12 protein-coding genes are annotated in these 11,953 nt (G+C 70.0%); 9 read left to right on the top strand and 3 right to left on the bottom strand.

Translation table 11 applies throughout. The features are described 5' to 3' along the window. Positions 1 to 11: 11 nt before the first annotated feature. From cysC to AOK08_RS21180, 7 genes are all read left to right on the top strand, one after another. Complete coding sequence (gene cysC / locus AOK08_RS21215) at positions 12 to 638, top strand: adenylyl-sulfate kinase (RefSeq protein ID WP_422125759.1); 627 nt, start codon at positions 12 to 14, stop codon at positions 636 to 638. Next, on the top strand, positions 635 to 1,576 hold the full coding sequence (gene cysD, locus AOK08_RS21210; RefSeq protein ID WP_055528336.1) for a sulfate adenylyltransferase subunit CysD: 942 nt from the start codon (positions 635 to 637) through the stop codon (positions 1,574 to 1,576). Before cysC ends, cysD begins: the two co-directional genes overlap by 4 nt. A 2-nt stretch (positions 1,577 to 1,578) precedes the next feature. Further along, the gene (locus AOK08_RS21205; protein WP_055528334.1) at positions 1,579 to 2,925 is read left to right on the top strand and encodes a sulfate adenylyltransferase subunit 1; all 1,347 of its coding nucleotides are present in this window, start codon (positions 1,579 to 1,581) and stop codon (positions 2,923 to 2,925) included. A gap of 235 nt (positions 2,926 to 3,160) precedes the next feature. Further along, complete coding sequence (locus tag AOK08_RS21195) at positions 3,161 to 4,309, top strand: ABC transporter substrate-binding protein (RefSeq protein WP_422125758.1); 1,149 nt, start codon at positions 3,161 to 3,163, stop codon at positions 4,307 to 4,309. A gap of 35 nt (positions 4,310 to 4,344) precedes the next feature. After that, positions 4,345 to 5,130, top strand: coding sequence for an ABC transporter ATP-binding protein (locus AOK08_RS21190; protein ID WP_055528332.1), 786 nt, complete (start codon positions 4,345 to 4,347; stop codon positions 5,128 to 5,130). Further along, a complete protein-coding gene (locus tag AOK08_RS21185; RefSeq protein ID WP_055528329.1) occupies positions 5,117 to 6,037 on the top strand; it encodes an ABC transporter permease in 921 nt (306 codons plus the stop codon). The genes AOK08_RS21190 and AOK08_RS21185 overlap by 14 nt, the downstream gene beginning before the upstream one ends. Positions 6,038 to 6,042: 5 nt before the next feature. Continuing rightward, positions 6,043 to 6,804 carry a sirohydrochlorin chelatase gene (locus AOK08_RS21180; protein ID WP_055528326.1) on the top strand — a complete coding sequence of 254 codons (762 nt, stop codon included), beginning with the start codon at positions 6,043 to 6,045 and terminating at the stop codon, positions 6,802 to 6,804. Between the two features lie 24 nt (positions 6,805 to 6,828). On the opposite strand, the gene AOK08_RS21175 is transcribed toward AOK08_RS21180, so the two are convergent. Together AOK08_RS21175 and AOK08_RS21170 are read right to left on the bottom strand one after the other, a co-directional pair. Then, positions 6,829 to 7,236 (bottom strand): nuclear transport factor 2 family protein, encoded by a 408-nt coding sequence (locus tag AOK08_RS21175; protein ID WP_055528322.1) that lies wholly within the window; start codon positions 7,234 to 7,236, stop codon positions 6,829 to 6,831. 3 nt (positions 7,237 to 7,239) lie between these two features. After that, positions 7,240 to 7,821 (bottom strand): DUF1697 domain-containing protein, encoded by a 582-nt coding sequence (locus AOK08_RS21170; RefSeq protein WP_055528320.1) that lies wholly within the window; start codon positions 7,819 to 7,821, stop codon positions 7,240 to 7,242. A 249-nt stretch (positions 7,822 to 8,070) separates the two neighbouring features. Here AOK08_RS21170 and AOK08_RS21165 point away from each other — a divergent pair, with 249 nt between their 5' ends. Continuing rightward, entirely contained in the window at positions 8,071 to 10,344 is a 2,274-nt protein-coding gene (locus AOK08_RS21165) for an MMPL family transporter (RefSeq protein ID WP_055528319.1), read from the top strand. 103 nt (positions 10,345 to 10,447) lie between these two features. Here the strand turns inward: AOK08_RS21165 and AOK08_RS48475 are convergent, their stop codons facing one another. Continuing rightward, the gene (locus AOK08_RS48475; protein ID WP_277816034.1) at positions 10,448 to 10,570 is read right to left on the bottom strand and encodes a hypothetical protein; all 123 of its coding nucleotides are present in this window, start codon (positions 10,568 to 10,570) and stop codon (positions 10,448 to 10,450) included. A 296-nt stretch (positions 10,571 to 10,866) separates the two neighbouring features. Here AOK08_RS48475 and AOK08_RS21160 point away from each other — a divergent pair, with 296 nt between their 5' ends. Then, entirely contained in the window at positions 10,867 to 11,733 is an 867-nt protein-coding gene (locus AOK08_RS21160) for a phosphotransferase enzyme family protein (protein WP_055528318.1), read from the top strand. Positions 11,734 to 11,953 lie beyond the last annotated feature (220 nt).

The following is an 11,953-nucleotide window of genomic DNA, read 5'->3' as shown; positions in this document are numbered from 1 at the left end:
CTGCACGGCTGATGACCGAGACCATCCCCGCGACCTCAGAGACCCCCGAGCCCCCCGACAACCCCGCGAACCCCGCGAACCCCGAGGACCAGGAGATACCTGTGACGACCGGAGCCACCGTATGGCTCACGGGTCTGCCGAGCGCCGGCAAGACCACCATCGCGTACGAACTGGCCGGCCGGCTGCGCGAGGAGGGCCACCTCGTCGAGGTGCTGGACGGCGACGAGATCCGTGAGTTCATCTCGGCGGGCCTCGGCTTCAGCCGCGAGGACCGGCACACGAACGTCCAGCGCATCGGCTTCCTCGCCGAACTGCTCGCCCGTAACGGCGTCAAGACGCTCGTCCCGGTGATCGCGCCGTACGCGGACAGCCGCGAGGCCGTGCGCAAGCGTCACCAGGAGAGCGGCGCCGCATATGTCGAGGTGCATGTGGCGACGCCGGTCGAGGTGTGCTCCGTACGCGATGTGAAGGGTCTGTACGCCAAGCAGGCCGCGGGCGAACTGACCGGGCTCACCGGGGTCGACGACCCGTACGAGGCACCCGAGACACCGGATCTGCGCATCGAGTCGCAGAACCAGACCGTCCAGGAGTCCGCGGCGGCTGTCCACGCGCTGCTCACCGAGAGGGGACTGGCATGACGACGACCGTCGCCAAGGCGCACGGGGGCCCGACGGACGCCCCTTACACCCTCTCCCATCTGGACGCCCTCGAATCCGAGGCCGTGCACATCTTCCGTGAGGTGGCGGGTGAGTTCGAGCGGCCGGTGATCCTGTTCTCCGGCGGCAAGGACTCCATCGTCATGCTGCATCTGGCGCTGAAGGCGTTCGCCCCGGCGTCGATCCCGTTCTCGCTGCTGCATGTGGACACCGGGCACAACTTCCCCGAGGTCCTGGAGTACCGCGACCGGGCGGTGTCCGCCCATGGGCTGCGGCTGCATGTCGCCTCCGTGCAGGAGTACATCGACCGCGGGGTGCTCAAGGAGCGTCCCGACGGGACCCGCAACCCGCTCCAGACGCTGCCGCTGACGGAGAAGATCCAGGCCGAGAAGTTCGACGCGGTCTTCGGCGGCGGCCGGCGCGACGAGGAGAAGGCCCGCGCCAAGGAGCGGGTGTTCTCCCTGCGGGACGAGTTCTCGCAGTGGGACCCGCGCAGACAGCGCCCCGAGCTGTGGAACCTCTACAACGGCCGGCACGCCCCCGGCGAGCACGTCCGCGTGTTCCCCCTCTCCAACTGGACCGAGCTGGACGTCTGGCAGTACATCGCCCGTGAGGGCATCGAGCTGCCGGACATCTACTTCGCGCACGAGCGTGAGGTGTTCCAGCGGGCCGGGATGTGGCTGACCGCCGGCGAGTGGGGCGGACCCAAGGGCGGCGAGACCGTCGAGAAGCGGCAGGTCCGCTACCGCACCGTCGGTGACATGTCCTGCACGGGCGCCGTCGACTCCGACGCGGTGACGCTGGACGACGTCATCGCCGAGATCGCCGCCTCCCGGCTGACCGAGCGGGGCGCCACCCGCGCCGACGACAAGATGTCCGAGGCCGCGATGGAAGACCGCAAGCGCGAGGGGTACTTCTAGCCATGAGCACGACCACGGAACTCACAGAGCTCACGGAACTCTCCGAGACCACCCTCCTGCGGTTCGCCACCGCCGGGTCCGTCGACGACGGCAAGTCCACCCTCGTGGGCCGGCTGCTGCACGACTCCAAGTCGATCCTCACCGATCAGCTGGAGGCGGTGGAGCGCGCCTCGGCGAGCCGCGGCCAGGACGCCCCCGACCTCGCGCTGCTCACCGACGGCCTGCGCGCCGAGCGCGAGCAGGGCATCACGATCGACGTGGCGTACCGTTACTTCGCCACCCCGAAGCGCCGGTTCATCCTCGCCGACACGCCCGGCCATGTGCAGTACACGCGCAACATGGTGACGGGTGCCTCCACGGCCGAGCTGACAGTGATCCTGATCGACGCCCGCAACGGCGTCGTCGAGCAGACCCGCCGGCACGCGGCCCTCGCGGCCCTGCTGCGCGTCCCGCACGTGGTCCTCGCGGTCAACAAGATGGACCTCGTCGGCTACCAGGAGTCCGTGTTCGCGGCGATCGCCGAGGAGTTCACGGCGTACGCGCTGGAGCTGGGCGTCCCGGAGATCACCGCGATCCCGATCTCGGCGCTGGCCGGCGACAACGTGGTGGACCCGTCCGCGAACATGGACTGGTACGGCGGGCCGACCTTCCTGGAGCACCTGGAGACGGTCCCCGTCGCCCACGACCTGAGCCACTGCCACGCCCGCTTCCCCGTGCAGTACGTGATCCGGCCGCAGACCGCCGAGCACCCCGACTACCGGGGGTACGCCGGTCAGATCGCCGCCGGTTCCTTCCGCGTCGGCGAGTCCGTGACGGTCCTGCCGTCCGGCCACGCGTCGCGGATCGCCGGGATCGACCTGCTCGGCAAGGCGGTCGACGTCGCCTACACCACGCAGTCGGTGACCGTCCTCCTGGAGGACGACATCGACATCTCGCGCGGCGACCTGATCGTGCCCAGCAAGGACGCGCCGCCGACCACGCAGGACATCGAGGCGACCGTGTGCCATGTCGCCGACGCGCCCCTGACGGTCGGCCACCGGGTGCTCCTGCGGCACGGGACCCGGACGGTCAAGGCGATCGTCAAGGACATCCCGTCCCGCCTCACACTCGACGACCTGTCCCTGCACCCGCACCCGGGACAGCTCGTCGCCAACGACATCGGCCGGGTGAAGATCCGCACCGCGGAGCCCCTGCCGGTGGACTCGTACGCCGACTCCCGTCGCACGGGCTCGTTCATCCTGATCGACCCGAACGACGGCACCACGCTCACCGCGGGCATGGTCGGCGAGTCGTTCGCGTCCCCGGAGCCCGTCAGGGACGAGACCGAGGACGACGGGTGGGACTTCTGACATGAGTGCCACGGACTACTACTCCACGTTCGCGAAGGAGGGCGGCCGCGTCGGCAGCGGCGCCCTCGGCAGCGGACAGGGCGGGGTCGCGCGATGTGCGTGCTGACGTACGCGCACTGCCTGCGCGCCCTGTCCCCCCACCGGACGTCCCGACATCGACGAAAACGAAGACCTGCCGACCTCCCGGCCACGACCTGAGGGCGTGACCGCCGGGCCTCCGAGAGGAACCCCTCCCGTGCCTGCCAACCTCCCCCTTTCTCGACTTCGCTCGAATGGGGGCACCCCCATCGCACTCTTCCGCCGCAGCCTCGCCGCGGCCACCGCACTCCCCCTTCTGACCCTCGCCGCCTGCGGTTACGGGTCGGCCGCGAAGGACGAGGCCCCCAACGCGAAGGTCGCCGCCGGCGCCAAGAAGATCGACGGGCTCGACTCCGTCAAGATCGGCTACTTCGGCAACCTGACCCACGGCACCGCGCTGGTCGGTGTGAACAAGGGCTACTTCCAGAAGGCGCTGGGCGCCACGGAAGCGAAGTACCAGGTCTTCAACGCCGGTCCGTCCGAGATCGAGGCCCTCAACTCCGGCTCCATCGACATCGGCTGGATCGGCCCCTCCCCGTCGATCAACGGCTACACCAAGTCCAAGGGCACCAACCTGCGCATCATCGGCGGGTCCGCGTCCGGCGGTGTGAAGCTGGTCGTCAACCCGGCCAAGATCAAGTCCCTCAAGGACGTCAAGGGCAAGAAGATCGCCACCCCGCAGCTCGGCAACACCCAGGACGTGGCGTTCCTCAACTGGATCGCCGACCAGGGCTGGAAGGTCGACGCGGAGAGCGGCAAGGGCGATGTGTCGGTCGTCCGCACCGACAACAAGGTCACCCCGGACGCCTACAAGTCGGGTTCGATCGACGGCGCCTGGGTGCCCGAGCCGACCGCGTCCAAGCTGGTCGCCGAGGGCGGGAAGGTGCTCCTAGACGAGGCTGACCTGTGGCCCGGCAAGAAGTTCGTGATCACGAACATCATCGTGTCGCAGAAGTTCCTCAAGGAGCACCCGAAGGCCGTCGAGGCGGTACTCAAGGCCTCGGTCGACACCAACAAGTGGATCAACGCCAACCCGGACGCGGCGAAGGCGGCGGCCAACGCGCAGCTCGCGATCGACGCCGGCAAGGCGCTGAAGCCCGCGGTCCTCGACTCGGCGTGGAAGTCCATCCAGTTCACCAACGACCCGCTGGCCTCCACCCTCAACACCGAGGCGGAGCACGCGGTCAAGGCCGGTCTGCTGGAGGACCCGCTGCTGAAGGGCATCTACGACCTCACGCCCCTCAACAACGTCCTGAAGGCCGAGGGCGAGAGCCCGGTCGACGACGCCGGTCTCGGCGTCAAGTAGTCCAGGTCCCCGAGAGTTCCCAGGAGGTGACGACCATGGCCACCGCGATCGCCAAGGCCGAACCGGCCGAGTCAGTCGAGTACGCCGCCCGTATCGAGCACGTGTCGAAGTCCTTCGCCGGTCCCGCCGGGCAGCAGCTCGTCCTCGACGACATCACCCTCGATGTCGCTCCGGGCGAGTTCGTCACCCTCCTGGGGGCCTCGGGCTGTGGCAAGTCCACGCTGCTGAACCTCGTCGCGGGTCTCGACGACCCGAGCGCGGGCAGCATCAGGACCGACGGGCGGCCCGCTCTGATGTTCCAGGAGCACGCCCTCTTCCCGTGGCTGACCGCGGGCAAGAACATCGAACTCGCCCTGAAACTGGGGGGAGTTCCGAAGAACGAACGGCGCGGACGCGCCGACGAGCTGCTTGCCCTCGTCCGGCTCCAGGGCTCGTACGACAAGCGGGTGCACGAACTGTCCGGCGGTATGCGTCAGCGGGTCGCGCTGGCGCGGGCGCTGGCGCAGGAGAGCCGGCTGCTGCTGATGGACGAGCCGTTCGCGGCGCTCGACGCGATCACTCGTGACGTCCTGCACGACGAGCTGACCCGGATCTGGGCGGAGACGGGGGTCTCCGTCCTGTTCGTCACGCACAACGTGCGGGAGGCGGTGCGGCTCGCGCAGCGCGTCGTCCTGCTGTCGTCCCGGCCGGGCCGGGTGGCGCGCGAGTGGACGGTGGACATCCCGCAGCCGCGTCGCATCGAGGACGCCCCGGTGGCCGAACTGTCCATCGAGATCACCGAACAACTGCGTGGGGAGATCCGCCGTCATGGCCAGCAGTGACACGAGGTCGGGCCTGACGGACACGCGCCGGGCGCAGGCCGACGGCAGCGAGCGGACCGGCGGCCTGGAGGCCGGCCTGGACGCTCTGGAGACCGTGACCACCCGGCGTACGCCCTTCTCGGTGACCTTCCGCGCCAAGATCCTCCCGCCGCTCGTCGCGACCGGCGTGGTGCTGCTGATCTGGCAGGCGCTGATCTCCTTCCACGTCGTCACCGACCCGACGAAGCTGCCCTCGCCCGCCGATGTGGCGGCCGAGTTCAAGAACGCCTGGCTGGAGGGCAGGCTCCTCGGCTACATCTGGACCAGCGTCGAGCGCGGTCTGCTCGGCTTCCTGCTGGCGCTGGCGATCGGTACCCCGCTGGGGCTGGTCGTGGCCCGCGTGAAGTTCGTGCGCGCGGCGATCGGCCCGGTCCTGTCGGGTCTCCAGTCGCTGCCCTCGGTGGCGTGGGTGCCGCCGGCGGTCCTGTGGCTGGGCCTGAACAACTCGATGATGTACGCGGTGATCCTGCTCGGCGCGGTCCCGTCCATCGCCAACGGCCTGGTCTCCGGCATCGACCAGGTGCCGCCGCTGTTCCTGCGGGCGGGCCGCACGATGGGCGCGACCGGGTGGCGGGGTGCCTGGCACATCGTCCTGCCCGCCTCGCTGCCGGGCTATCTGGCCGGTCTGAAGCAGGGCTGGGCCTTTTCCTGGCGCTCGCTGATGGCGGCGGAGATCATCGCCTCCTCACCCGACCTGGGCATCGGTCTGGGCGCCCTGCTGGAGAACGGCCGCAACGCCAGCTCCATGCCGATGATCTTCGAGGCGATCTTCCTGATCCTCTTCGTCGGTATCGCCGTCGACCTGCTGATCTTCAGCCCGCTGGAACGGCGGGTCCTGCGCAGCCGGGGCCTGCTGGTGAAGAGCTGAGCCCCATGCACGACAAGCCGGTCCGCCCCGTCCTCGTCGTAATCGCCCACGGCAGCCGCGACCCGCGGCACGCGGCGACCGTGCACGCCCTCGTGCGGCGCGTACGGTCGCTACGCCCGGGGCTGCGCGTGGAGACCGGCTTCCTGGACTTCAACATCCCTTCCGTACAAGGGGTGTTGGAATCCCTGGCGGCGAAGGGCGTCCGTGACGTGGTCGCCCTCCCCCTCCTCCTGACCCGCGCCTTCCACGCGAAAGCGGACATCCCGGCGGTGCTGCGCGACGCGCCGCGCGGGCTCCGCATCCGCCAGGCGGAGGTGCTGGGCCCGTCCCCGCTGCTCCTCTCGGCGCTCGAACGGCGCCTGTACGAGGCAGGGTTGACGCCCGCCGACAAGTCCTCGACCGGGGTCGTGCTGGCCTCGGCGGGATCCACCGACCCGGAGGCGATCGCGGTGATCGCTGAAATCGCGCGGGAGTGGCGGCACACCGGTTGGTGCGCCGTGCGACCCGCGTTCGCCTCCGCTTCCCTCCCCCGCACGGAGGACGCGGTACGGGAGTTGCGTGACCTGGGCTGCGAACGCGTCGCCGTCGCGCCCTATGTCCTCGCCCCCGGCTTCCTCCCGGACCGCATCGCGCGGGGTGCGGCGCAGGCCGACGTACTCGCGGACGTCCTGGGCCCGGCGCCCGAGGTGGCCCGGCTGCTGCTGCGGCGGTACGCGGAGGCGGCGGTGCGGGTGCCGTTGGCGCGGCGCGCGGCGGTGAGCGCGTAGGTGACCCCGGTCCCGCCAGGCAGGTCAGCCGCCCCCACTCCCGGCCTCGTCCTCGGCCTCGAACGGGGTCGCCTGATGGAAGTACAGCAGCCAGTTGCCACCGTCCTCGGGGTTCCGTCTCCACAGTGAACTCCGGTGGGCACGGCGGCCCTTGTTCTCCGTGTCGAAGGTGAGGTGGACCAGGTCGGGGGCGAGGCGCACGCCCTTCATGTGCGAGACGGCGACAGAGCGGGCGCCCGGTTCGGTGGTCGCGGCGAGGGCCGCGATGATCGATGCCCGGTCCCAGTACCGGCCCGAGGCGCCGAACTCGTGGAACGCGGGGTGCAGCAGCGATCCGGTCAGCTCGGGTGAGCAGCGGACCTCGGGGTCGAGGAGGCGCAGCTCGGCCTCGATGGCGGCCTCCACGGCCGGGTCGCGACGGCGGTTCGGCATGGGTCAGCTCCCCGGAGTCCCGGCCTCGGTCAGCTCCACCAGTTTCACCACGGTGTTCCAGTTGCGGGTCGTCGCGATCAGACCCTTCAGATACCGGGGTTTGGCGAGCTGCTCGGCGAGTTTGGAGCGGCCGAGGCCGACGGGGGCGTACAGGTACAGCGCGCGGTCGCCGAGCCGGAACTCCTCGGGGAGGTGGGCTGCCTGGTCGATGTCCACGAACCGGGTCTCGTCGACAGGGGTGGAGAAGTAGGTGACGTGGAGTTGCTTGGCCTCCAACTCGGCTGCCGGGAAGGGGCAGTTGTCCCTGATCGCCCGCAGGTGGGCGTGGTCGCGGACGATCACGTCGACGGTGAATCCGAAGTGCTGGGCGATGGCCTTCTCGATCTCCCCGGCGAGGGATTCCTCGTCCCCGTGACCGGCGGCGAACACGGCGTTGCCGCTCTGCAGATACGTCCGCACGCCGTCGTACCCGAGGCCCTCCATCAGGGTGCGCAGTTCGGCCATCGGAACCTTCTTGTTGCCGCCCACGTTGATCCCGCGCAGCAGCGCCGCGTAGGGCGTCGTGGCCTTCTCACCAGTCGTCATCCGGACACCATAGAGCTGCCCACTGACAGTCCCCCGGACGAACCACCCCGATGAACCACCCCGAGATCATCTTTTAGATGTAGGGGGCCGGTGTCCTACCCAGTGGGGAGACGCCGGTGTCCGACCGGACGACTTCCGGCGGCCGTACCTCACCGGCAAGCACGATGATCCGCGCTTATTCAGCCCATACCTTCGTACTAAAGGTGATGGCAGGGGGCTGTTACCGCTTATGCAGGGGGTAAGCCCGTCATGGGGAACGGAGACACGCGGGTGCGGGGCATAGCCGCACGGGCCGGGGGCTGGAGCGCCAGGCACCGCTGGGCCGCCGTCGGGATCTGGGTGCTGTTCGTCGTCCTGGCGATGGGGCTCGGCTCCGCCGCCGGCAATGTCAAGGTCAAGGACAGCGACCAGCTCAGCGGCGAGACCCACACCGCCGCCAAGATCATCGAGGACGCCGGGATCGACGAACCCGCGAGCGAGACCGTCCTCGTCCAGGCGAAGGACGCGGGCGGCAAGGCCACGGACACCGCGTTCCGGGCGGCCGTCGCCGACCTCATGAAGGCGGTCGAGGGGACCGGCGAGGTCACGGACCTCCAGTCGCCCTACGACACGAACACCATCTCGAAGGACGGGCGCAGCGCGCTGATCCAGTTCGACATGCGGGGCGACGCCGACACGGCGGGCGACCGGGTCGAGCCGGTGCTGAAGGCCGTCGCGGGCGTCCAGAAGGACCACTCGGAGCTGCGGATCGGGGAGATCGGCGGCGCCAGTATGAGGAAGACGTTCAGCGACGCCTTCGGGGACGACTTCCAGAAGGCCGAGCTGTCCGCCGTGCCGGTGGCCCTCGGTATTCTGCTGATCGCGTTCGGCGCGCTGGTCGCGGCGCTGCTGCCGGTGGCGCTGGCGATCACCGCGATCATGGCGACGATGGGTCTGATGGGCATCGTCAGCCACCTCCAGCCGATGGACGACACCGCCAGTTCCGTGATGCTGCTCGTCGGCCTCGCCGTCGGCGTCGACTACTGCCTGTTCTATCTGCGCCGGGAGCGCGAGGAGCGGGCGGCCGGCCGCAGTCCCGAGGCCGCGCTGCGGATCGCCGCGGCGACCAGTGGCCGCGCGATCATCGTCTCCGGTGTCACGGTGTGCGTGGCGATGGCGGGGATGCTGTTCACCGGGCTCGCCACGTTCGAGGCGATGGGGCTGGCCTCGCTGATGGTCGTGGCGGTCGCCATGGTCGGTTCGGTGACGGTCCTTCCGGCGCTGCTGTCGCTGCTCGGTGAGCGGGTCGAGAAGGGCAGGATCCCGTTCCTGCACCCCGACAAGCGCCGCAAGAGCGGCAGGAACGGTGGGAAGGGCAACGGGGAGAGCCGTTTCTGGACGGCCGTGCTGAAGGTCGTACTCGCCAAGCCCGCCGTCTCGCTGGTGGTCGCCGCCGGTGCCCTGCTCGCCGTGGCCGCGCCCGCGCTCGGCATGAAGACCCAGAACCTCACGCTGGACCAGGAGTTCGGCGACTCGCTGCCGATCGTCGGCACCTACAACCGTGTCAACGAGGCGTTCCCCGGCGGCTCCGAGCCCGCCGAGGTGGTCGTCAGGGCGAAGGACATCAACGCGGCCGACGTGAAGTCCGCGCTCGCCGACTTCCGTGCGAAGGCGATCAGTTCGGGTGCCTCGCGCGGCCCGGTGGACATCAAGCTGCACGACGCCGAGAACATCGCCTTCGTGTACGTCCCGCTGGTCGGCGGGTCCGACCTGGACAAGGCCGGGCAGAGCCTGGACAAGCTGCGCGACGAGGTACGCCCGGCCACCCTCGGCAAGGTCGACGGCCTCCAGGCGCCGATCACCGGGCAGGTCGCGGGCTCGAAGGACTTCAACGACCAGTTGGGCGGCGCGGTCGCCCCGATCTTCGCCTTCGTGGTCGTGTTCGCCTTCCTGCTGATGCTCCTGTCGTTCCGCTCCCTGACGATCGCGATCACCTCGATCGCGCTCAACCTGCTCTCGGTGGGCGCCGCCTACGGCATCCTGGTCGCCGTCTTCCAGCACGGCTGGGGCGCGTCGCTGGTGGGCGCGGAGGGCGTGGGCGCCATCATCACCTGGCTGCCGCTGTTCCTGTTCGTGATCCTGTTCGGCCTGTCGATGGACTACCACGTGTTCGTGGTCTCCCGGATCCGCGAGGCGCGAATGCGGGGCCGTTCGACGAAGGACGCGATCCAGCACGGGGTGGTCACCACGGCCGGGGTCGTCACCAGTGCCGCCGTCATCATGGTCGCCGTGTTCGCCATCTTCGGGACGCTGTCGATGCAGTCCATGAAGCAGATGGGTGTGGGCCTCGCGGCCGCGGTGCTCATCGACGCGACGATCATCCGGGGTGTGCTGCTGCCCGCGGTGATGGCACTGCTCGGCGAGCGCAACTGGTACTTCCCGAAGTGGCTGAACCGTCTGCCGGACCTCACGCACGACGAGGCCCCGGAGTCCGTCTCGCCGCCTCAGCCGCCCACCGTGGAGGGCGACCGGGTCGGAGTCTGAACACGCCCCCACCCAGCCACCGTTCACACCTTCTGAACACCCTGCACATCCCTTGAGCTGAGGGCCCGTTGGTCACCGGGGAACCAACGGGCCCTCATTCATGTCATACGCCGGGCAGTTGGGCCTCGATCAGGTCGGCGGCCCGCCGGGTGCCGCCGGCCCCGGCATGTGTGACGAACAGGTCGGCCTGCCGCAGAACCGCCAACTGCGTTACCCAGGAACGCACTTCGGCATTGGCCGGTACGGGGCCCAGCGCGTCGGCGCCGGCATGGGAACGCAGGCGAAACGAAACGTCTCGTGCGACCTCATCGGGTGCCCGCTCGGCTTGATCGCCCGCACCGGGACGGCACCGCCGTGGTCGTGCGGCCCGGGTACGCGGTCGAGGCGCCACGCACACGCTCCCACCAGTGCGAATGCGACACTGACCGGCGGACGGCGTGCACCCGGCGTCGTCCGCGGACACGCGCGGGCCCCACTCGGCCCCGTACAGCCGGGTGCGAGTGACCGCACGGGAGGCGGACGATGGACGAGGCACGGGCCCGGGACGTACTGGCCACGGCGGGCGTACTGCCCGGCGCGGCGCCGGACGCACGGCTTCTCGCGCTGGGTGAGAACGCGGTGTTCGCCGCCGGTGAGCTGGTCGTCAAGGTGGGCCGCGACGCCGAACTCCTGGACCGTGCGCGGCGGGAGCTGGACATCGCGCACTGGCTCGCCGGAGCGGGCGTCCCGGCGGTACGCGCGGCCGACCCGAAGGCGCACCTGGTCGAGGGCCACCCGGTGACCGTGTGGCACCGGCTGCCCGATCCCGTACGCCCCGCCGGCCCCCGGGATCTGGCCGAACTCCTGCGGATCGTGCACGCCCTGCCGCTCCCCGGCTCCTTCACGCTGCCGCCGCGCGAGCTCCTGGGCGGTGTCGAACGGTGGCTGCGGCTCGCGGGCGACGCGATCGACCCGGCGGACGCGGCATATCTGCGCGAGCGACGTGACGGCTTCGCCTCGGCCGCCGCCGCGCTCACTCCGCGCCTTCCGTCGGGCCCCATCCACGGGGACGCCCTGCCGCGCAACGTCCATGTCGGCCCCGACGGGCCGGTCCTGGTCGACCTGGAGACCTTCTCGGCCGACCTTCGCGAACACGACCTGGTGGTCATGGCCCTCTCCCACGACCGGTACGGCCTTCCGACCGAGTCCTACGACGCGTTCACGGAGGCGTACGGGTGGGACGTACGGGAGTGGGAGGGGTGCGCGGTGCTGCGCGGGGCGCGGGAGACGGCGAGCTGTGCGTGGGTGGCGCAGCACGCGCCCGGTAATCCGGGGGCGCTGGCGGAGTTCTCGCGGCGGGTGGGGTCCTTGCGGGAGGGGGATTCGGCTGTGCGGTGGTATCCGTTCTGAGCGCCCGCCGGCCTTCAGGGCGTGATGCTGACCTTCAAGGCGTGGTGTCGAGTGAGCAGTCGTACCGGTAGGTGACACAGACCACAGGAACTCCCCCCGCTTCATGGAGAGAAGAGGGTGTGAAGGACTCAGAGAACGAGGTGCGCCGTCGGGTGCGCGAGGGGGACCGCGCGGCGTTCGCCCAGCTGTACGAGGAGTTCGCCCGTGCCGTGTACAACCA

This window comes from Streptomyces graminilatus (assembly GCF_001418565.1).
Taxonomy (GTDB): Bacteria; Actinomycetota; Actinomycetes; order Streptomycetales; family Streptomycetaceae; genus Streptomyces; species Streptomyces graminilatus.
The sequence above is the reverse complement of the archived record's forward strand: the minus strand, read 5'-3'. Positions and strand labels throughout refer to the sequence as shown.

What these genes read in the sequence shown, in the direction of transcription:
- cysC (WP_422125759.1), top strand. Translation starts at nt 12, where the DNA reads ATGACCGAGACCATCCCCGCGACCTCAGAGACCCCCGAGCCCCCCGAC.
- cysD (WP_055528336.1), top strand. Translation starts at nt 635, where the DNA reads ATGACGACGACCGTCGCCAAGGCGCACGGGGGCCCGACGGACGCCCCT.
- AOK08_RS21205 (WP_055528334.1), top strand. Translation starts at nt 1,579, where the DNA reads ATGAGCACGACCACGGAACTCACAGAGCTCACGGAACTCTCCGAGACC.
- AOK08_RS21190 (WP_055528332.1), top strand. Translation starts at nt 4,345, where the DNA reads ATGGCCACCGCGATCGCCAAGGCCGAACCGGCCGAGTCAGTCGAGTAC.
- AOK08_RS21185 (WP_055528329.1), top strand. Translation starts at nt 5,117, where the DNA reads ATGGCCAGCAGTGACACGAGGTCGGGCCTGACGGACACGCGCCGGGCG.
- AOK08_RS21180 (WP_055528326.1), top strand. Translation starts at nt 6,043, where the DNA reads ATGCACGACAAGCCGGTCCGCCCCGTCCTCGTCGTAATCGCCCACGGC.
- AOK08_RS21175 (WP_055528322.1), bottom strand. Translation starts at nt 7,236, where the DNA reads ATGCCGAACCGCCGTCGCGACCCGGCCGTGGAGGCCGCCATCGAGGCC.
- AOK08_RS21170 (WP_055528320.1), bottom strand. Translation starts at nt 7,821, where the DNA reads ATGACGACTGGTGAGAAGGCCACGACGCCCTACGCGGCGCTGCTGCGC.
- AOK08_RS21165 (WP_055528319.1), top strand. Translation starts at nt 8,071, where the DNA reads ATGGGGAACGGAGACACGCGGGTGCGGGGCATAGCCGCACGGGCCGGG.
- AOK08_RS21160 (WP_055528318.1), top strand. Translation starts at nt 10,867, where the DNA reads ATGGACGAGGCACGGGCCCGGGACGTACTGGCCACGGCGGGCGTACTG.